At 66.0% G+C, this 19,960-nt stretch carries 15 protein-coding genes and 3 rRNA genes; 11 read left to right on the top strand and 7 right to left on the bottom strand.

Features of this window, described 5'->3' with window-relative positions:
* Positions 1-12: 12 nt before the first annotated feature.
* Positions 13-2,523, top strand: coding sequence for an ABC transporter ATP-binding protein/permease (locus BN159_RS33320; RefSeq protein WP_041820193.1), 2,511 nt, complete (start codon positions 13-15; stop codon positions 2,521-2,523).
* Positions 2,524-2,599: 76 nt separating this feature from the next.
* Here BN159_RS33320 and BN159_RS33325 read toward each other — a convergent pair whose 3' ends face one another.
* The 3 genes from BN159_RS33325 to BN159_RS33335 form a co-directional block, all read right to left on the bottom strand.
* Positions 2,600-3,346 carry a transglycosylase SLT domain-containing protein gene (locus tag BN159_RS33325; RefSeq protein WP_015661441.1) on the bottom strand — a complete coding sequence of 249 codons (747 nt, stop codon included), beginning with the start codon at positions 3,344-3,346 and terminating at the stop codon, positions 2,600-2,602.
* A gap of 300 nt (positions 3,347-3,646) precedes the next feature.
* Entirely contained in the window at positions 3,647-4,732 is a 1,086-nt protein-coding gene (locus BN159_RS33330) for an S-adenosylmethionine:tRNA ribosyltransferase-isomerase (RefSeq protein ID WP_015661442.1), read from the bottom strand.
* The gene (locus tag BN159_RS33335; protein WP_015661443.1) at positions 4,729-5,427 is read right to left on the bottom strand and encodes an SDR family NAD(P)-dependent oxidoreductase; all 699 of its coding nucleotides are present in this window, start codon (positions 5,425-5,427) and stop codon (positions 4,729-4,731) included. Before BN159_RS33335 ends, BN159_RS33330 begins: the two co-directional genes overlap by 4 nt.
* Before the next feature lie 199 nt (positions 5,428-5,626).
* Between BN159_RS33335 and BN159_RS33340 the strand changes: the two genes are divergently transcribed.
* The 3 genes from BN159_RS33340 (at position 5,627) to chpE (ending at position 7,806) form a co-directional block, all read left to right on the top strand.
* The gene (locus BN159_RS33340) at positions 5,627-6,772 is read left to right on the top strand and encodes a GAF domain-containing sensor histidine kinase (RefSeq protein WP_015661444.1); all 1,146 of its coding nucleotides are present in this window, start codon (positions 5,627-5,629) and stop codon (positions 6,770-6,772) included.
* A complete protein-coding gene (locus tag BN159_RS33345; RefSeq protein ID WP_015661445.1) occupies positions 6,765-7,406 on the top strand; it encodes a response regulator in 642 nt (213 codons plus the stop codon). Before BN159_RS33340 ends, BN159_RS33345 begins: the two co-directional genes overlap by 8 nt.
* A gap of 157 nt (positions 7,407-7,563) precedes the next feature.
* Positions 7,564-7,806 carry a chaplin ChpE gene (chpE, locus tag BN159_RS33350; RefSeq protein ID WP_015661446.1) on the top strand — a complete coding sequence of 81 codons (243 nt, stop codon included), beginning with the start codon at positions 7,564-7,566 and terminating at the stop codon, positions 7,804-7,806.
* Between the two features lie 208 nt (positions 7,807-8,014).
* Here chpE and BN159_RS33355 read toward each other — a convergent pair whose 3' ends face one another.
* Positions 8,015-8,803, bottom strand: a complete 789-nt coding sequence (locus BN159_RS33355) for a hypothetical protein (RefSeq protein ID WP_078598914.1) — start codon at positions 8,801-8,803, stop codon at positions 8,015-8,017.
* A 150-nt stretch (positions 8,804-8,953) separates the two neighbouring features.
* Here BN159_RS33355 and BN159_RS33360 point away from each other — a divergent pair, with 150 nt between their 5' ends.
* From BN159_RS33360 to BN159_RS33370, 3 genes are all read left to right on the top strand, one after another.
* Positions 8,954-9,745, top strand: coding sequence for an ABC transporter ATP-binding protein (locus BN159_RS33360; RefSeq protein ID WP_015661448.1), 792 nt, complete (start codon positions 8,954-8,956; stop codon positions 9,743-9,745).
* Positions 9,746-9,799: 54 nt separating this feature from the next.
* Entirely contained in the window at positions 9,800-10,231 is a 432-nt protein-coding gene (locus BN159_RS33365; RefSeq protein ID WP_041820196.1) for an NfeD family protein, read from the top strand.
* A 131-nt stretch (positions 10,232-10,362) separates the two neighbouring features.
* A complete protein-coding gene (locus BN159_RS33370; RefSeq protein ID WP_015661450.1) occupies positions 10,363-11,313 on the top strand; it encodes an SPFH domain-containing protein in 951 nt (316 codons plus the stop codon).
* A 56-nt stretch (positions 11,314-11,369) separates the two neighbouring features.
* On the opposite strand, the gene BN159_RS33375 is transcribed toward BN159_RS33370, so the two are convergent.
* The 3 genes from BN159_RS33375 to BN159_RS33385 all read right to left on the bottom strand — a co-directional run bounded on the left by BN159_RS33375 (position 11,370) and on the right by BN159_RS33385 (position 13,385).
* On the bottom strand, positions 11,370-11,876 hold the full coding sequence (locus tag BN159_RS33375) for an HNH endonuclease (RefSeq protein WP_015661451.1): 507 nt from the start codon (positions 11,874-11,876) through the stop codon (positions 11,370-11,372).
* Between the two features lie 146 nt (positions 11,877-12,022).
* Positions 12,023-12,562 carry a YbhB/YbcL family Raf kinase inhibitor-like protein gene (locus BN159_RS33380; protein WP_015661452.1) on the bottom strand — a complete coding sequence of 180 codons (540 nt, stop codon included), beginning with the start codon at positions 12,560-12,562 and terminating at the stop codon, positions 12,023-12,025.
* Between the two features lie 40 nt (positions 12,563-12,602).
* Positions 12,603-13,385: a sporulation protein gene (locus BN159_RS33385; protein ID WP_015661453.1), complete on the bottom strand. Its 783-nt coding sequence runs from the start codon at positions 13,383-13,385 to the stop codon at positions 12,603-12,605.
* 138 nt (positions 13,386-13,523) lie between these two features.
* On the opposite strand from BN159_RS33385, the gene BN159_RS33390 reads away from it, so the two are divergent.
* From BN159_RS33390 to rrf, 4 genes are all read left to right on the top strand, one after another.
* Positions 13,524-14,174 carry a DNA-3-methyladenine glycosylase gene (locus tag BN159_RS33390; protein WP_015661454.1) on the top strand — a complete coding sequence of 217 codons (651 nt, stop codon included), beginning with the start codon at positions 13,524-13,526 and terminating at the stop codon, positions 14,172-14,174.
* Between the two features lie 508 nt (positions 14,175-14,682).
* Positions 14,683-16,208, top strand: a 16S ribosomal RNA gene (locus tag BN159_RS33395).
* Positions 16,209-16,521: 313 nt separating this feature from the next.
* A 23S ribosomal RNA gene (locus tag BN159_RS33400) occupies positions 16,522-19,644 on the top strand.
* 103 nt (positions 19,645-19,747) lie between these two features.
* Positions 19,748-19,864: ribosomal RNA gene (rrf, locus tag BN159_RS33405) — 5S ribosomal RNA — on the top strand.
* Together the 16S, 23S and 5S rRNA genes form the textbook arrangement of a ribosomal RNA operon.
* Positions 19,865-19,960 lie beyond the last annotated feature (96 nt).

A 19,960-nucleotide genomic window follows, 5' to 3' on the forward strand; every position in this document is an offset into this window, starting at 1 on the left:
GTGGGGCATGGAGTGCCGGAACTCGTACTGGAATTGAATGGACAAACCTGGACGCTCGATCCGTCCAGGACATACACCCTCGGTCGCGATCCGCAGGGTGACATCGTGCTGGATGACGCCAGGGTCTCCTGGCGGCATGCCACGATCAGCTGGAGCGGCCGCAGTTGGGCCATCGAGGACCACGGCTCCACGAACGGCACGTTCGTGGCCGGCCAGCGGATCCACCAGCTGGAGATCGGCCCGGGCTCGGCCGTTCATCTGGGCAACGCGACCGACGGCCCGCGCGTGAGCCTCTCCGGCTCCGCGGCCTCCGCCGCGCCGCAGCCGCAGCAACAGCAGCCGTACGCCGCGCAGGGCGCGAACCCGGGCTGGGCCCAGCAGGCGCCGCCGCAGCATCAGGCCCCGCAGGCCGACTGGCAACAGCCGCAGCAGGCCGCGCACAACATCCCCCAGCAGCAAGGTCCCGGCGTCGGTGCGGGGGCGCCGCCGGTCTACGGTGACCGCAGCCCGACCACGTTCCACCAGTTCGCCATCGGCCGCGTCATGCGCATCGGCCGTGCCCTGGAGAACGAGCTGGTCGTCTCGGACCTCCAGGTCTCCCGTCACCACGCCGAGTTCCACTCGACGCCCGACGGCCGGATGGAGATCCGCGACCTCGGCTCGCACAACGGCACGTACGTCAACGGTCAGCCGATCGCCAAGGGCGGCTCGCAGCTGCTCGGGCCGGCCGACATCGTCGGCGTCGGTCACTCCACGTTCCGGATCGTCGGCGACCGGCTCGAGGAGTTCGTCGACACCGGTGAGGTCTCCTTCTCGGCCCGCCATCTGACCGTCACGGTCGACGGCGGCAAGCAGATCCTCAAGGACGTCTCCTTCGGGGTTCCCGAGAAGTCCCTGATCGCGGTCATCGGCCCGTCCGGCTCCGGCAAGTCGACGCTGCTCAAGGCGCTCACCGGCTACCGCCCCGCCAACCAGGGCGATGTCCTCTACGACAACCGGAACCTGTACAAGCAGTTCGCCGAGCTGCGCCAGCGCATCGGTCTGGTCCCGCAGGACGACATCCTGCACAAGGAGCTGACCGTCAAGAAGGCCCTCAAGTACGCGGCCAAGCTGCGCTTCCCCGCCGACACCACGGCGCAGGAGCGCGAGGCCCGCATCGACGAGGTGCTGCGCGAGCTGAAGCTGGACATCCACAAGGAGAAGAAGGTCACCTCCCTCTCCGGTGGCCAGCGCAAGCGTGTCTCGGTGGCCCTGGAGCTGCTCACCAAGCCGTCGCTGATCTTCCTGGACGAGCCCACCTCCGGCCTCGACCCGGGCATGGACCGCGATGTCATGCAGCTGCTGCGCGGCCTCGCCGACGACGGCCGTACGGTCCTCGTCGTCACCCACTCGGTGGCCGAGCTGGCGATCTGCGACAAGCTCCTGGTGATGGCGCCGGGCGGCGCGGTGGCCTACTTCGGTCCGCCGGAGGAGGCGCTGAACTTCTTCGGCTACGACAGCTGGGCCGATGTCTTCTCCGCCTTCGAGAACTACCGCGACTACGACTGGGCGGGCCGCTGGAAGGGCTCGCAGCACTACCAGATGTACGCCGCGGACATCGACGCGATCGCTCCGCAGTCCGTACAGATGCCGCCGATGCAGGCGATGAGGCCGCCCAAGCCGCAGGGCTGGATGTCGCAGTTCGGCACGCTGGTGCGCCGCTACGCCTCCGTGATCGTGTCCGACAAGGGCTTCCTGGCCCTGTCGATCATCCTGCCGCTCGTCCTCGGCTCGGTGAGCCTGCTCATCGACTCCGGCAAGGACCTTCTGGTCAACACGGAGATCAACCCGAACACCGGCCAGCCCGTCGCCAACGGCACGGCTCTGACCGTCCTGCTGATCCTCGCGGTGGGCGCCTGCTTCGCGGGCGCCGCCAACTCCGTCCGTGAGCTGATCAAGGAACGGGTCATCTACGAGCGGGAGCGCGCGACCGGCCTGTCCCGGTCCGCGTACCTGATGTCCAAGGTGTTCGTGCTCGGACTGATCACCATGGTCCAGGGCCTGATGGTCGGCATCATCGGCTTCTCCAGCCGCACGATCCCGGACGAGGGCCTGATCCTCGGCAGCCAGATCCTGCTGGAGCTGTGCATTCCGATCATGGCGCTGGGCTTCACCGCCATGATGTTCGGCCTGATCATCTCGGCCCTGGTGAAGACCGCCGAGAAGACCATGCCGCTGCTGGTCATGTTCGCGATCGTCCAGGTCGTCTTCACCGGCTGTCTCTTCCCGCTGGCCAACTCGGTCGGCGTGAACGAGCTCTCCTACCTGATGCCGTCGCGCTGGGCGGTCGCGGCCGCGGGTGCCACGCTCGACTTCAACAAGATCAGCCCGCCGGCCAAGGGCGACAGCAACGACCCGCTGTGGGAGCACACGGTCGGCGCCTGGGGCATGGACATGGTCGCCCTGATCGTGCTCGGCGTGGTCTGCGGCTTCTTCGTGGCCCGCTTCCTGCGCCGCCACGAGCCCGAGGTCATGCGCAAGTAGTTCCCGGACACCCCGAAGGGCGGCACCCGTCAGGAGGTGCCGCCCTTCGGCGTTCGTACGAGGTCCGCGCCAGGCCTCAGTACGCGCTGTTGACGTTGTCGATCGAGCCGTACCGGTCGGCCGCGTAGTTGGCGGCGGCGGTCAGGTTGGCGACCGGGTCGTACTGGCTCCAGGCGGTGCCCGCGACGTGGTACGCGTTGAAGGTCGGCTTGATGACCTGGAGCAGACCGATCGACGGGACGCCGTTCTGGGCGTTGATGTCCCAGTTGTTGATGGCGTTCGGGTTGCCCGAGGACTCGCGCATGATGTTCCGGTACAGGCCGTTGTAGGTGCCCGGAATATTGTGCTTGTCCATGATGTCGAGGGCTTCCTTGATCCAGCCGTCGAGGTTGTTCGCGTAGGTCTTCTTCACGACCTTCTTGACCTGGGCGCGGGCGGCGGAGCGGCTCGCGGCCTCCTTGGCCTTGCGTGCCTGCTCGGCCTTCTTCTTCGCGGCGGCCTCGGCGGCGGCCTTCTTCGCGGCAGCGGCCTTCTTCGCCGCGGCGGCCTTGGCGGCGGCGTCGGCTGCGGCCTTCTTCTTCGCCGCGACGGCCTCGGCCTTGAGGCTGGCGTTCGCGAGCTGGTCGGTGACGCTGGCCTTGACGTCCTTGATCTGCTCGGAGCTGTAGGCGACCTGGCCCGTGGCGGGCTCGGCGGTGGTGGTCTGCGCGTTGCCCGGAACGGCGGAGAAGGCGATGGCGGCGGCGCCGAGCGTGGCGACACCGGCGATCGCGATCTTGTGGTGCTTGGTCAGCGTGCGGCGATAACGGGTGTTCTGGGGCATGGCGGGGTGGACCTCTTCGATTGGCGCGGAGGTCGCTCGCTGTCCGGTTGCGGACACGGGTGCTTCCGGCACAAACGCCGCGGGGAGAACCCGCGGCGCTGAGCGACGGGAGCCATTGTTAGCGGCCGCAAAATTGCCAGGCAAAGATGTGACGTACGATCCTCGATAGTGGATCGGGTGAGGGCAAATCGGGACAGACAGGAACGTCTTTCCCGCTCACGCGGGGACTCTTTATCTCCTATGTACCTTCGTACGTGATCTGGGTCCTATGCGCGTCCTCACATGGGCCCGGCTGTCGCCTCACTGACAGTTGCGTGAGCAATGCTCTGTGTGAGGGTTCTCCGCCGGAAGGAGGAGATGCAGGTCCCCGAACTCGTGCCACAGGTAGCGCCCGCGCAGCGCCTCCTCGTACCCACGGCCGACCGCCGCCCGCCCCGCCACCGCCTCCAGCATCAGCAGATGCGAGGCCTCAGGCTCGTGCAGCCCGGTCAGCAGCCCGTCCACCACCCGCCCCCCGCGCTCGGGGGTCACCACCAGATCCGTCCACCCCGCACGCGCGCGTACCGTCCCCTCGGCACCGGCCGCCGACTCCACGGCCCGCACGGCGGTCGTCCCCACCGCGATCACCCGGCCGCCACCCGCCCGGACCGCGTTGATCAGCCGCGCCGAGACCTCCGGCACCGCGAACCGCTCCGGATACGGCGGCTCGTGCGCCTCCGCCGAGGCCACCCCGGTGTGCAGCGTGACCGGTGCGAACTGCACCCCCCGGCTCACCAGCTCCGCCACCATCCGCGCCGTGAAGGGCCGCGCCGCGCTCGGCATCTCCGCACTGCCCGCCCCGTCCCCCGACTCCAGCGCGAACACGGTTTGGTACGCCGACAGCGGCTGATCGCGCTCCGTGTAGGAGTAGCGAATGGGCCGCCCGTACTCCCGCAGCATCCCCAATACCTCCGGGCCGGATGCCCGAGCCCACCACAGCCGCTCACCTCCCGCGCTCAGCGGTTCCTCCAGCACCAGCCGCATCCCGCCGGGCAACCGCACCCCAGTGCCCGCGGGCCCGCCCGCACGCGCGCGTGTAGTGCCCCTCCCGTCCGGGTCCCGCAGTTCGACCGCCCAGCGCCCGTCGTCCCCGCGCGTGGAGAAATGCACCACTACACGCGCGTGCCCGATCTCCCCGTCCACGGCGGCCGCCAGCGTCGGCGAGGTGTTCACCACCAGCAGGTCCCCGGCCCGCAACAGCCCGGGCAGCTCCCGGAACGCGTGATGCGCCACCTCCGTCCCCCGCGACACCAGCAGCCGTACGGAATCCCGGCCGAGCCCAGGCCCGCGCTGCTCGGCCGGCACCCGGGCCGACAGCTCCTCAGGCACCTGGAGGGCCAGCGTCACCGCCCTCCCTCCAGCAGCGCCGGCGCCCCGTACCGCCCGCTCGCGGGCCGCTCCGCCAGCAACCGCAGGAACCCCGGCACCACACTCCCCGGCTCCGGCCGGGGCCCGTCGTCCTCCGGTACGGCGGCGGCGTACAGGTCCGTGGCCATGTCCCCCGGGTCCACCGCCCAGACCCGCAGCCCTGGCTCCTCCACGCCCAGCACCGCCGCCAGCTGATCCAGGGCCGCCTTGGACGCCCCGTACCCGCCCCACGTCCCGTACGCCTCGGCCGCCGCGTCCGAACTGACGGTCACGACCGCCCCGGCCGGAGCCGCCCGCAGCAGCGGCAGCGCCTCCTGGACCAGGCCCAGCGCGGCGACCGTGTTCACCTCCAGCGCCCGCCGCAGCCCCTCCAGAGGTAGCTCCTCAAGGCGTACGAGCGGCTCGGCGCCCAGCGCGCTCGCGTTGTGCACCAGCAGATCGACGCCGCCCAGCTTCCAGGCCGCCGCCACCAGCGCGGCCCGGTGCCCGGCGTCCGTGACATCGCCGGGCAGCGCCTCCACGCGCGTGCCGTGCGCGGAGAGGGCCGCGGCCGCCTCCTTCAGTACCGCCTCCGTCCTGGCGTCGAGCACCAGATCCCAGCCGCGCTCGGCAAACGCCTCGGCCAGCGCCCGCCCCAGCCCCTTCGAAGCCCCCGTGATGATCGCTACCGGCATGACACGTTCTCCTCGTCCTCGATGTGCCCTCAACGTAGGAACGGGCCCGCCGGCCCCGCCTCGGACGGGAGTCGCGAAGCACCGGGTCCCTTTGGCGGGGGGCCTGCGCCCGGGGACCTCAGCCCTAGGGCCACGGGCCTAGGCGGGGGCGGTCACAGGGCTGATCCGCGCTGTCACACCTCGCCGGTACCGTGAGCACATGAATCAAGGTCGAGGGTCCGGTCTGGCGGCGGTGAGCTCCGCGCTGCTGGCCATGAGCAGGCATCTGGAGGTGCGCGACGTCCTCAAGACGATCGTCGCCTCGGCCCGCGAGCTGCTGGACGCGCAGTACGCCGCCCTCGGTGTCCCGGACGACCACGGCGGCTTCGCCCAGTTCGTGGTCGACGGTGTCAGCGACGAGCAGTGGAAGGCCATCGGCCCGCTCCCGCGCCAGCACGGCATCCTCGCGGCCATGCTCCACGAGGCCAGGCCCGAGCGGCTCGCCGACGTCCGCAAGGACCCCCGCTTCGAGGGCTGGCCGTCCGCCCACCCCGAGATGTCCGACTTCCTGGGCCTGCCGATCCGCGACGGCGACGAGATCATCGGCGCGCTGTTCCTCGCCAACAAGAACTGCTCCAAGCCGGAAGGCACCTGCGGCTTCGACCGGCAGGACGAGGAACTGCTCGCGCTCCTCGCCCAGCACGCGGCCATCGCGCTCACCAATGCCCGCCTGTACGAGCGCAGCCGGGAGCTGACCATCGCCGAGGAGCGCTCCCGGCTGGCCCATGAACTGCACGACGCGGTCAGCCAGAAGCTGTTCTCCCTGCGCCTGACCGCCCAGGCCGCCGCCGCCCTCGTCGACCGCGACCCGTCCCGCGCCAAGGGCGAGCTCCAGCAGGTCGCGGTGCTCGCCGCGGAGGCCGCGGACGAACTGCGCGCCGCCGTCGTCGAGCTGCGCCCCGCGGCCCTCGACGAGGACGGCCTGGTCGCCACCCTGCGCACCCACGTCCAGGTCCTCGACCGCGCCCACGGCGCGCGCGTGTCCTTCGACGGCCGGGGAGTGCGGGCACTGCCCGCCGCCCAGGAGGAGGCCCTCCTGCGCGTCGCCCAGGAGGCCCTGCACAACGCGCTGCGCCACTCCGGCGCGGACGCCGTCGACGTGGCCCTGCACCGCAGCGGCACCGGAGCCGTGCTGCGGGTCATGGACAACGGACGCGGCTTCGACCCCAGGACCGTGCGCCGCGCCGGACGCCACCTCGGCCTCGTCTCCATGCGGGACCGGGCCGACGGGGTCGGCGGCACACTGACCGTGGAATCGGCGCCCGGCAAGGGCACCACGATCGAGATGGAGGTTCCCGGTGGCTGACCCGATCAAGGTGCTGCTCGTCGACGACCACCAGGTCGTCCGCCGGGGCCTGCGCACCTTCCTCGAAGTGCAGGACGACATCGAGGTGGTGGGCGAGGCGGCCGACGGCGCGGAGGGAGTCGCCCGCACCGAGGAACTCAGACCGGACGTCGTGCTGATGGACATCAAGATGCCCGGCATGGACGGCGTCGACGCCCTGCGCAAGCTCCGCGAGCTGAACAACCCCGCGCGGGTGCTGATCGTCACCAGCTTCACCGAACAGCGCACCGTCGTCCCGGCCCTGCGCGCAGGGGCCGCCGGTTACGTCTACAAGGACGTCGACCCGGACGCCCTGGCCGGTGCCATCCGCTCCGTGCACGCCGGGCACATCCTGCTCCAGCCCGAGGTCGCGGGCGCGCTGCTGTCCCAGGAGGAGTCGGGGCCCAGCCAGGGCAGAGCCGGTTCGCTGACCGAGCGGGAGCGCGAGGTGCTCGGGCTGATAGCCGACGGCCGCTCCAACCGGGAGATCGCCCGCGCGCTGGTCCTCTCCGAGAAGACGGTGAAGACCCATGTCTCGAACATCCTGATGAAGCTCGACCTGGCGGACCGCACCCAGGCGGCGCTGTGGGCGGTACGGCACGGTGTGGCCGGATAAGAGCGAAGCGCTCGGCAATACGGAGGGTTCCGCTCCGGACTGAGATTCATACCGTCGTGGGAATGTCCCCCGGATGGCGCATCCTCCGAGGATCTCCGGCGTTCTCCAGTGCGTGCTGCGGCGAGTGCCGCGGCAGACGCTAGGGAGGGCTCAGAAAGTGAAGAACCTGAAGAAGGCAGCGGCCGTGACGATGGTGGCCGGCGGACTGATCGCCGCTGGTGCCGGGATGGCCTCCGCCACCGACGCCCACGCCGACGGCCAGGCCGTGGGCTCGCCGGGCGTCGTCTCGGGCAACCTCGTCCAGGCCCCGATCCACGTCCCGGTCAACGCGGTCGGCAACAGCGTGAACGTCGTCGGCATCCTGAACCCGGCCTTCGGCAACCTGGGCATCAACCACTGACGCGGGTCGCCTTACGACTTCCGGCCTCCCGGGCTCACCCGGGAGGCCGACTGGCATATCTGCCCAATCGTCGTAGCTGCGGGCAGTCCTGCCGCTGGGGCGGCACGGGTGGGCTGGGGGTCCCCCTCTGGGGGAGGCACCCCGCCAGCGCGGGCGAGCGCACCCACCCCGACGCCAGCCACGACTCCGGGTCACCCGCAACCAGCACTCACCGAGCCCCGCGCTCCCGTTCCTCCACGTACGCGTTATACGCAGCCACCTGCGCCCGCCGAGCCGTCCGCTCCACCGGCCGCAGCGCAGAAGCCCGCGCCGCCATCTCACCGGACGTCACCGCGCCCCCGTGCCCGTTCGAGGACGCCAGCGACACCAGCATCCCCACCCGCTGCGCCAGCTCCAGCACCCGCACAGCCCGAGGCGGATACCCAGGCGCCAACACCTCCCGCCCCCGCTCGGCCCGCGCCCGATACGCATCGATCGCCGCCTCAGCCACCGGCCCCGACCCGGCCACATCCAACCGGGACAACACCTCGGTTGCCTCGCGAAGGGCCTCCGCCAGCTCCCGCTCCGCCTCCCCGAGCGACGGCACATCCGCAGGCGGCGCCTCCCGCACCGGCAGCACATGCCAGACAACCTCGACATGCTCATCACCCTCGGGCCCGGCCGAGTACACCTCGGGCACCAACCCGAGCGCGGCCCCATGGCAGACGACGGCCTCCTCCGCCTCCAGAGCCCGCGCATTGAACTCGGGCGGCCCGCTGAGCCCCAGCGGATGCCCCGGCGCCGGCAACGCGACCCGCAGCCCCGACACCCCGAGCGCCCGCAGCCGCCCGAGCCCCAACGTGAGCCCCACCGGCCCGGACTCGCCCGGCAGCCCTTCGATCCGGTGCACGGCGTCGTCACCGACGATCGCGAGCACAGAGTCATCCGGCGACACAAGTCCGGCCAAAAGGGCGTTTCCCCAAGCGGCAAGGCGTCCTGAACGCGGTTCCGAGAGCATGCCTCCACCCTAAGGACAGGACCGATGGAATGAAGCGCCCGACCGGTGGCGTAGATTTCGTTGAGGGGTGCGCCCATGAGTGCGCCCTGACGCGCACGCGACCACCGAGACGCCGAGACCGGTCACACTGCAAGGGGAGACAACGCGCTCATGAGCGATGTTCTGGAGCTTCAGGACGTATCCGTGGTCCGTGAGGGCCGGGCTCTGGTGGACCAGGTCTCCTGGTCGGTCAAGGAGGGCGAGCGCTGGGTGATCCTCGGCCCCAACGGCGCCGGCAAGACCACCCTCCTCAACGTCGCGTCCAGCTACCTCTTCCCGAGCAAGGGCACCGCCACCATCCTCGGCGACACCCTCGGCAAGGTCGATGTCTTCGACCTGCGCCCGCGCATCGGCATGGCCGGCATCGCCATGTCCGAGAAGCTCCCCAAGCGGCAGACCGTCCTGGAGACGGTCCTCACCGCCGCGTACGGCATGACCGCGACCTGGCACGAGGACTACGACGAGGTCGACGAGCAGCGCGCCCGCGCCTTCCTCGACCGCCTCGGCATGAGCGAGTACCTCGACCGCAAGTTCGGCACCCTCTCCGAGGGCGAGCGCAAGCGCACCCTCATCGCCCGCGCCCTGATGACCGACCCCGAACTGCTCCTCCTCGACGAGCCCGCCGCCGGCCTCGACCTCGGCGGCCGCGAGGACCTCGTACGCCGACTCGGCCGCCTCGCCCGCGACCCCATCGCCCCGTCGATGATCATGGTCACCCACCACGTCGAGGAGATCGCCCCCGGCTTCACCCACGTCCTGATGATCCGTCAGGGCAAGGTCCTCGCCGCCGGCCCGCTGGAGCTCGAACTCACCTCCCGCAACCTCTCCATGTGCTTCGGCCTCCCCCTCGTTGTTGAGCAGGTTGGCGAGCGCTGGACCGCCCAGGGCCTGCCGCTGTCCTGATCCACCTCAAGTGCGCCCTGTCCCAGGCAGGTTGTGCGGTCCTACCATGACCATGTGAACGACATCGACGCATGGGTGTGGTGGCTCATCGGCGCGGCCGCGCTCGGAATCCCGCTCGTGATGACCGCGATGCCCGAACTGGGCATGCTCGCAGTCGGCGCCCTCGCCGCCGCGGGCGTGGCCGGACTCGGTGCCGGAGTCGTCGTCCAGGTCCTGGTCTTCGCCGCCGTCTCGGTCGCGCTGATCCTCGCCGTACGCCCCCTCGCCGCCCGGCACCGCGCCCAGCGGCCCCAACTCGTCTCCGGAGTCGAGGCGTTGAAGGGCAAACAGGCGGTCGTACTGGAACGGGTGGACGCCTCCGGCGGCCGGATCAAGCTCGCCGGGGAGATCTGGTCCGCCCGCTCCCTCGACGGCGGCCAGGCCTACGAAGTGGGGCAGGAAGTGGACGTGGTGGACATCGAAGGCGCCACGGCGATTGTCATGTGACCTCGCACGACGTAACTGGGGGAACACCCCCCAGGGCACACGACGGTCTGTCAGACTCGACCGACAAGATCTTCAACAAGCATAAGATCTGCCGAAGTTGCCGCAGCGGAGAAGGGGTACGGGGAAAGACGATGGAACCGGTCATCATCGTCCTGATCATTCTGGTGGTGTTGGTCTTCATCGCCCTGATCAAGACGATCCAGGTCATCCCGCAGGCGAGCGCGGCCATCGTCGAGCGCTTCGGCCGCTACACGCGGACTCTCAACGCGGGCCTCAACATCGTGGTCCCGTTCATCGACACCATCCGCAACCGCATCGACCTGCGCGAACAGGTCGTGCCCTTCCCGCCCCAGCCGGTGATCACCCAGGACAACCTGGTCGTGAACATCGACACGGTCATCTACTACCAGGTGACCGACGCCCGCGCCGCCACCTACGAAGTCGCCAGCTACATCCAGGCGATCGAGCAGCTCACGGTCACCACCCTCCGCAACATCATCGGTGGCATGGACCTGGAGCGCACCCTGACCTCCCGCGAGGAGATCAACGCGGCCCTGCGCGGCGTCCTCGACGAGGCAACGGGCAAGTGGGGCATCCGAGTCAACCGAGTCGAGCTCAAGGCGATCGAACCGCCCACCTCCATCCAGGACTCGATGGAGAAGCAGATGCGCGCCGACCGCGACAAGCGCGCCGCGATCCTCACGGCGGAAGGTACGCGCCAGGCGGCCATCCTCACCGCGGAGGGCGAGAAGCAGTCCCAGATCCTGCGCGCCGAGGGCGAGGCCAAGGCAGCGGCCCTGCGAGCCGAGGGCGAGGCCCAGGCGGTCCGCACGGTCTTCGAGGCGATCCACGCCGGCGACCCCGACCAGAAGCTCCTCTCCTACCAGTACCTCCAGATGCTCCCCAAGATCGCCGAAGGCGACGCCAACAAGCTCTGGATCGTCCCGAGCGAAATCGGCGACGCCCTCAAGGGCCTCTCCGGCGCGATGGGCAACTTCGGCCCGCTGGGCGGCGGTTCGGGAGGCGGCAACTCCGGCAGCGGAACCGGCACGGAACGCCGAGAGAAGCCGAGCATCGACTGAGATACGACAACGGGGGCCGCCTTCAAAAGAAGGCGGCCCCCGTTGATGCTCAGCGGCTACGCGGCGTCCCTGGCCAACCAGTCGGGCAGCGCCGAAAACTCCTCGGCGCCCAGGGACAGCAACATCGCATCAGCAGGCGTCGGCTCGAACGGCTCCCGCAGCAACGGCATTCCCGCCTCAACAGGCGTCCGGTTCGCCTTACGGTGATTGTCCTCCGCACAAGAGGCCACCGTGTTCAGCCAGGTGTCCTGACCACCCTGCGACCGCGGAAGCACGTGGTCCACGGTCGTGGCCCGACGACCGCAGTACGCGCACCGGTGTCGGTCCCTGACCAGCACACCCCGCCTCGACCACGGTGCTCGTCTTCGGAACGGCACCCGTACATACCTGCACAACCTGATCACCCGGGGCGCCGGTATATCGACCGCGGCTCCGCGCATACGCAGTTCGGGGTGGGACTGCTCGACGACGGCCTTGTCCTGAAGCACCAGAACGACGGCTCGGTTCAAAGTCACCGTCGAAAGCGGCTCAAAGCTCGCGTTCAGTACCAGCGTGTCCCGCATGACCAGCCCACCTCCTATGTGCAGCGGCCCACCCCTTGGCGGGCTGGGATCAACTCTGGCCGGGCACGCCGAGATGGACAACGAAATAAAAAATGCCCGCCCCTGATCACTTCCATGACCGGGGGCGGGCAAACGTTCAATGAACGTCAGGCTTCGGCGGGTACCTCGTACTCACCGATGAGCTGGGCACGCGCCAGCGCGTGGAACCGCAGATTGAACCCGACCACCGCCGGTGAGGCATCCGAGTCCGGACCGAGCTTCTCCTGGTCCACGGCGTACACCGTGAACACATAGCGGTGCGGACCGTCCCCGGCGGGCGGCGCCGCACCACCGAAGTCCTTCGACCCGTAGTCGTTGCGCGCCTGCACCGCACCCTTGGGCAGCCCCTCGAACTTGCCGCTGCCCGCACCCGCCGGCAGCTCCGTCACCGAAGCCGGGATGTCGAACAGGACCCAGTGCCAGAACCCGCTGCCCGTAGGGGCGTCGGGGTCGTAGCAGGTCACGGCGAAGCTCTTGGTCCCCGGCGGGAAGCCCTCCCACCGCAGCTGCGGCGAGGTGTTCCCGGCCGCGTAGACCTGAGCGTCCTTGAGGGTCGCGCCCTCCGAGACGTCCTCACTCGTGACCGCGAACGACGGCACGGGCGGATGGAAGTCGTGGGGGAGCGGCCGCCTCTTGAGCTCGGTCACCTCGGTACCTCCTGATCGGATCGTTCAGTGGGTTCCGAGCCTAGAACCAGTTGCGCTTGCTGCCGACCTCGGACAGCCACTGGTTGAGGTACGCCGTCCAGTCGGTCCCCTGGAAGTCGTTCAGACCCACCTGGAAGGAGCGGTAGGTGTCGCTGCCCTCGCTGAACAGACCCGGCTTCTTGTCCATCTCCAGCACGACGTCCATGGCGTTCTGATCGGCCACGAAGCTCAGCTCGACCTGGTTGATCCCGCGGTACTGCTGCGGCGGGAAGAACTCGATCTCCTGGTAGAACGGCAGCTTCTGGCGCGTACCGCGGATGTGGCCGCGCTCCATGTCCGCGTTCTTGAAGCGGAAGCCCAGCTGGATGAAGGCATCCAGGATCGCCTTCTGCGCCGGCAGCGGGTGCACGTTGATCGGGTCCAGGTCACCGGAGTCCACCGCACGGGCGATCTCCAGCTCGGTGGTCACGCCGATGTGCATCCCGCGCAGCGTCTGCCCGTCGATCGTCGTGACCGGCGTCTCCCACGGGATCTCGAGACCGAACGGCACCGCGTGCACGGCGTTGGCCTGGAGCTCGAAGGCGCCACCGAGCCGCTGCTTGGTGAACTCGATGTCCTGCTTGTACTCCTCCTCGCCGCTCTCGACCTCGACCTTGGCCTGGAGCCCGACCGAGAGCGCCTCGATCTGCTGGTTGACGGACCCGCCCTGGATCCGCACCTCACCCTGGACCACACCGCCCGGAACGACGTTGATCTCGGTCAGCACGGTCTCGACCGAAGCCCCGCCGGCACCCAGACTCGCGAGCAGCTTCTTGAACCCCATGACTCTCCCTCTACGACTGCATCTTTGATCCCTACAAACGCGATCCGGACGTGGCCGGTTCCGCGTCCTCACCCTTGCAAGGGGACGGGCCGCTGACCACCCCGTGACCGCCACCCGTCTGGACTACCCTCGGACGGCATGATCGCGAGCCCCGACCGTACGCCGCTCCCCAGGAACTTCTTCGACCGCCCCGTCCTCGAAGTAGCCCCCGACCTCCTGGGCCGCCTCCTCGTACGGACCACCCCGGACGGCCCGATCTCCCTCCGCCTCACAGAGGTGGAGGCATACGACGGTCAGAACGACCCCGGCTCCCACGCCTATCGTGGCCGAACGGCCCGCAACAGCGTGATGTTCGGTCCGCCCGGACATGTGTACGTCTACTTCACCTACGGCATGTGGCACTGCATGAACCTGGTGTGCGGCCCCGACGGCACGGCGAGCGGGGTCCTGCTGCGGGCCGGCGAGATCGTCGAGGGCGCTGAGCTCGCCCGCAAACGTCGACTCTCGGCCCGAAATGACAAGGAACTGGCCAAAGGCCCGGCCCGCCTGGCTACGGCGCTCGGTGTCGACCGAGCCCTGGACGGTACGGACGCCTGTGCCACCGGAGAGACCCCACTGAGGATCCTGACCGGCACCCCGGCCCCCGCTGACCAGGTACGGAACGGCCCGCGCACCGGAGTGTCCGGAGATGGGGGCAATGGCGACGCCCACCCGTGGCGTTACTGGATCGCCAACGACCCCACTGTGAGCCCCTATCGGGCCCATGTCCCTAAGCGCCGCTCAAGTTGACGCGCCCATGGGAGGCGCGTAATGTAGCCCGAGCCGCTGAACCGGGTACGGCAATCGCCAGCAGCCGGAGCGGCCAACCCACTACCTACGACTTCCCTCCGCGGGAACGAATTCGGCGTGCCTGCATGCCTGAATTCGGAAGCGCAGAGACTCGATTATGAGTTGAGCGGGGAATCGGCTAACGTAGTGAATGTCGAAAGGCCGAGAGGCCAAAAGACAAATCCCGCCGACCGGGAATCGGAACCGAAAGGATCTGATAGAGTCGGAAACGCAAGACCGAAGGGAAGCCCGGAGGAAAGCCCGAGAGGGTGAGTACAAAGGAAGCGACCGTTCCTTGAGAACTCAACAGCGTGCCAAAAATCAACGCCAGATATGTTGATACCCCGTCTCTCCCGTTCGGGAGGACGAGGTTCCTTTGAAATAACACAGCGAGGACGCTGTGTGCGAGGGGATTATTCCTCCTCTCGCACCGCTCTCGTGATGTGTTGCACCGGATTACCGGTAAACATTCACGGAGAGTTTGATCCTGGCTCAGGACGAACGCTGGCGGCGTGCTTAACACATGCAAGTCGAACGATGAAGCCCTTCGGGGTGGATTAGTGGCGAACGGGTGAGTAACACGTGGGCAATCTGCCCTTCACTCTGGGACAAGCCCTGGAAACGGGGTCTAATACCGGATATCACTCCCACTCGCATGGGTGGGGGTCGAAAGCTCCGGCGGTGAAGGATGAGCCCGCGGCCTATCAGCTTGTTGGTGAGGTAATGGCTCACCAAGGCGACGACGGGTAGCCGGCCTGAGAGGGCGACCGGCCACACTGGGACTGAGACACGGCCCAGACTCCTACGGGAGGCAGCAGTGGGGAATATTGCACAATGGGCGAAAGCCTGATGCAGCGACGCCGCGTGAGGGATGACGGCCTTCGGGTTGTAAACCTCTTTCAGCAGGGAAGAAGCGAAAGTGACGGTACCTGCAGAAGAAGCGCCGGCTAACTACGTGCCAGCAGCCGCGGTAATACGTAGGGCGCAAGCGTTGTCCGGAATTATTGGGCGTAAAGAGCTCGTAGGCGGCTTGTCACGTCGGGTGTGAAAGCTCGGGGCTTAACCCCGAGTCTGCATTCGATACGGGCTAGCTAGAGTGTGGTAGGGGAGATCGGAATTCCTGGTGTAGCGGTGAAATGCGCAGATATCAGGAGGAACACCGGTGGCGAAGGCGGATCTCTGGGCCATTACTGACGCTGAGGAGCGAAAGCGTGGGGAGCGAACAGGATTAGATACCCTGGTAGTCCACGCCGTAAACGGTGGGAACTAGGTGTTGGCGACATTCCACGTCGTCGGTGCCGCAGCTAACGCATTAAGTTCCCCGCCTGGGGAGTACGGCCGCAAGGCTAAAACTCAAAGGAATTGACGGGGGCCCGCACAAGCAGCGGAGCATGTGGCTTAATTCGACGCAACGCGAAGAACCTTACCAAGGCTTGACATACACCGGAAAGCATCAGAGATGGTGCCCCCCTTGTGGTCGGTGTACAGGTGGTGCATGGCTGTCGTCAGCTCGTGTCGTGAGATGTTGGGTTAAGTCCCGCAACGAGCGCAACCCTTGTTCTGTGTTGCCAGCATGCCCTTCGGGGTGATGGGGACTCACAGGAGACCGCCGGGGTCAACTCGGAGGAAGGTGGGGACGACGTCAAGTCATCATGCCCCTTATGTCTTGGGCTGCACACGTGCTACAATGGCCGATACAATGAGCTGCGATACCGCAAGGTGGAGCGAATCTCAAAAAGTCGGTCTCAGTTCGGATTGGGGTCTGCAACTCGACCCCATGAAGTTGGAGTTGCTAGTAATCGCAGATCAGCATTGCTGCGGTGAATACGTTCCCGGGCCTTGTACACACCGCCCGTCACGTCACGAAAGTCGGTAACACCCGAAGCCGGTGGCCCAACCCCTTGTGGGAGGGAGCTGTCGAAGGTGGGACTGGCGATTGGGACGAAGTCGTAACAAGGTAGCCGTACCGGAAGGTGCGGCTGGATCACCTCCTTTCTAAGGAGCACTTCTCACCAACTCCGGTTGGTCAGAGGCCAGTACATCGGCGAATGTCCGGTGCTGGTTGCTCATGGGTGGAACGTTGATTATTCGGCAGGTCCAGGACGGACCAGGCGCTAGTACTGCTCTTCGGGGCGTGGAACGCTGATCTGGTCGGCTGATCGTGTCGGGCACGCTGTTGGGTGTCTGAGGGCACGGCCGTAAGGTCTGTCTTCGGATGCCGGCCCCAGTGCACTCGAATCCGTGAGGGTTCGGGGTGATGGGTGGCTGGTCGTTGTTTGAGAACTGCACAGTGGACGCGAGCATCTGTGGCCAAGTTTTTAAGGGCGCACGGTGGATGCCTTGGCACCAGGAACCGATGAAGGACGTGGGAGGCCACGATAGTCCCCGGGGAGTCGTCAACCAGGCTTTGATCCGGGGGTTTCCGAATGGGGAAACCCGGCAGTCGTCATGGGCTGTCACCCTTGCCTGAACACATAGGGCAAGTGGAGGGAACGCGGGGAAGTGAAACATCTCAGTACCCGCAGGAAGAGAAAACAACCGTGATTCCGGGAGTAGTGGCGAGCGAAACCGGATGAGGCCAAACCTACGACGTGTGAGACCCGGCAGGGGTTGCGTCGTGGGGGTTGTGGGATCTCTCTTTCACAGTCTGCCGGCTGTGAGACGAGTCAGAAACCGTTGATGTAGGCGAAGGACATGCGAAAGGTCCGGCGTAGAGGGTAAGACCCCCGTAGTCGAAACGTCAGCGGCTCGTTTGAGAGACACCCAAGTAGCACGGGGCCCGAGAAATCCCGTGTGAATCTGGCGGGACCACCCGCTAAGCCTAAATATTCCCTGGTGACCGATAGCGGATAGTACCGTGAGGGAATGGTGAAAAGTACCGCGGGAGCGGAGTGAAATAGTACCTGAAACCGTGTGCCTACAAGCCGTGGGAGCGTCGCTTGCAAGCTTGCTTGCAAGTCGTGACTGCGTGCCTTTTGAAGAATGAGCCTGCGAGTTTGCGGTGTGTTGCGAGGTTAACCCGTGTGGGGAAGCCGTAGCGAAAGCGAGTCCGAACAGGGCGATATAGTAGCGCGCTCAAGACCCGAAGCGGAGTGATCTAGCCATGGGCAGGTTGAAGCGGAGGTAAGACTTCGTGGAGGACCGAACCCACCAGGGTTGAAAACCTGGGGGATGACCTGTGGTTAGGGGTGAAAGGCCAATCAAACTCCGTGATAGCTGGTTCTCCCCGAAATGCATTTAGGTGCAGCGTCGTGTGTTTCTTGCCGGAGGTAGAGCACTGGATAGGCGATGGGCCCTACCGGGTTACTGACCTTAGCCAAACTCCGAATGCCGGTAAGTGAGAGCGCGGCAGTGAGACTGTGGGGGATAAGCTCCATGGTCGAGAGGGAAACAGCCCAGAGCATCGACTAAGGCCCCTAAGCGTACGCTAAGTGGGAAAGGATGTGGAGTCGCAGAGACAACCAGGAGGTTGGCTTAGAAGCAGCCACCCTTGAAAGAGTGCGTAATAGCTCACTGGTCTAGTGATTCCGCGCCGACAATGTAGCGGGGCTCAAGCGTACCGCCGAAGTCGTGTCATTGCAGCATATAGGGCCAACGCCCGCTGTGATGGGTAGGGGAGCGTCGTCTGCCGGGTGAAGCGGCACCGGAAGGTAGTCGTGGACGGTTGACGAGTGAGAATGCAGGCATGAGTAGCGATACAAACGTGAGAAACGTTTGCGCCGATTGACTAAGGGTTCCTGGGTCAAGCTGATCTGCCCAGGGTAAGTCGGGACCTAAGGCGAGGCCGACAGGCGTAGTCGATGGATAACCGGTTGATATTCCGGTACCCGCTGTGAAGCGTCAAACATCGAGCATCGTGATGCTAAGGCCGTGAAGCCGCCCTGATCTCTTCGGAGTTGAGGGGAGTGGTGGAGCCGCCGAACCAAGCGGTTAGTAGGTGAGTGATGGGGTGACGCAGGAAGGTAGTCCATCCCGGGCGGTGGTTGTCCCGGGGTAAGGGTGTAGGCCGTGCGATAGGCAAATCCGTCGCACTTGTGGCTGAGACCTGATGCCGAGCCGATTGTGGTGAAGTGGATGATCCTATGCTGTCGAGAAAAGCCTCTAGCGAGTTTCATGGCGGCCCGGTACCCTAAACCGACTCAGGTGGTCAGGTAGAGAATACCGAGGCGTTCGGGTGAACTATGGTTAAGGAACTCGGCAAAATGCCCCCGTAACTTCGGGAGAAGGGGGGCCACACCTGGTGAGAGGACTTGCACGGTGAGCTGGGGGTGGCCGCAGAGACCAGCGAGAAGCGACTGTTTACTAAAAACACAGGTCCGTGCGAAGCCGTAAGGCGATGTATACGGACTGACGCCTGCCCGGTGCTGGAACGTTAAGGGGACCGGTTAGTCATGATTCGTCATGGCGAAGCTGAGAACTTAAGCGCCAGTAAACGGCGGTGGTAACTATAACCATCCTAAGGTAGCGAAATTCCTTGTCGGGTAAGTTCCGACCTGCACGAATGGCGTAACGACTTCTCGACTGTCTCAACCATAGGCCCGGTGAAATTGCACTACGAGTAAAGATGCTCGTTTCGCGCAGCAGGACGGAAAGACCCCGGGACCTTTACTACAGTTTGATATTGGTGTTCGGTTCGGCTTGTGTAGGATAGCTGGGAGACTTTGAAGCGGCCACGCCAGTGGTTGTGGAGTCGTCGTTGAAATACCAGTCTGGTCGTGCTGGATGTCTAACCTGGGTCCGTGATCCGGATCAGGGACAGTGTCTGATGGGTAGTTTAACTGGGGCGGTTGCCTCCTAAAGAGTAACGGAGGCGCCCAAAGGTTCCCTCAGCCTGGTTGGCAATCAGGTGTTGAGTGTAAGTGCACAAGGGAGCTTGACTGTGAGACCGACGGGTCGAGCAGGGACGAAAGTCGGGACTAGTGATCCGGCGGTGGCTTGTGGAAGCGCCGTCGCTCAACGGATAAAAGGTACCCCGGGGATAACAGGCTGATCTTCCCCAAGAGTCCATATCGACGGGATGGTTTGGCACCTCGATGTCGGCTCGTCGCATCCTGGGGCTGGAGTCGGTCCCAAGGGTTGGGCTGTTCGCCCATTAAAGCGGTACGCGAGCTGGGTTTAGAACGTCGTGAGACAGTTCGGTCCCTATCCGCTGCGCGCGCAGGAATATTGAGAAGGGCTGTCCCTAGTACGAGAGGACCGGGACGGACGAACCTCTGGTGTGCCAGTTGTTCTGCCAAGGGCATGGCTGGTTGGCTACGTTCGGGAGGGATAACCGCTGAAAGCATCTAAGCGGGAAGCCTGCTTCGAGATGAGTATTCCCACCCACTTGATGGGGTAAGGCTCCCAGTAGACGACTGGGTTGATAGGCCGGATCTGGAAGCACGGTAACGTGTGGAGGTGACCGGTACTAATAGGCCGAGGGCTTGTCCTCAGTTGCTCGCGTCCACTGTGTTAGTTCTGAGGCAACGACCGTTGCCGGTTTGAGCAGAACGCATAACTACAGAGTGTGCTTGTTCGCTCGAAACCATTAGGGTTTCGGTGGTCATAGCGTGAGGGAAACGCCCGGTTACATTCCGAACCCGGAAGCTAAGCCTTACAGCGCCGATGGTACTGCAGGGGGGACCCTGTGGGAGAGTAGGACGCCGCCGAACAATCTTTGGAAGGACCCCTGGTCCCAGCGTTCAGCTGGGACCAGGGGTCCTTTTGTTTTTACAATGCTTGCAGTACCGAGACAGGAGCCACCGATG

This window comes from Streptomyces davaonensis JCM 4913, assembly GCF_000349325.1.
Classification (GTDB): Bacteria; Actinomycetota; Actinomycetes; order Streptomycetales; family Streptomycetaceae; genus Streptomyces; species Streptomyces davaonensis.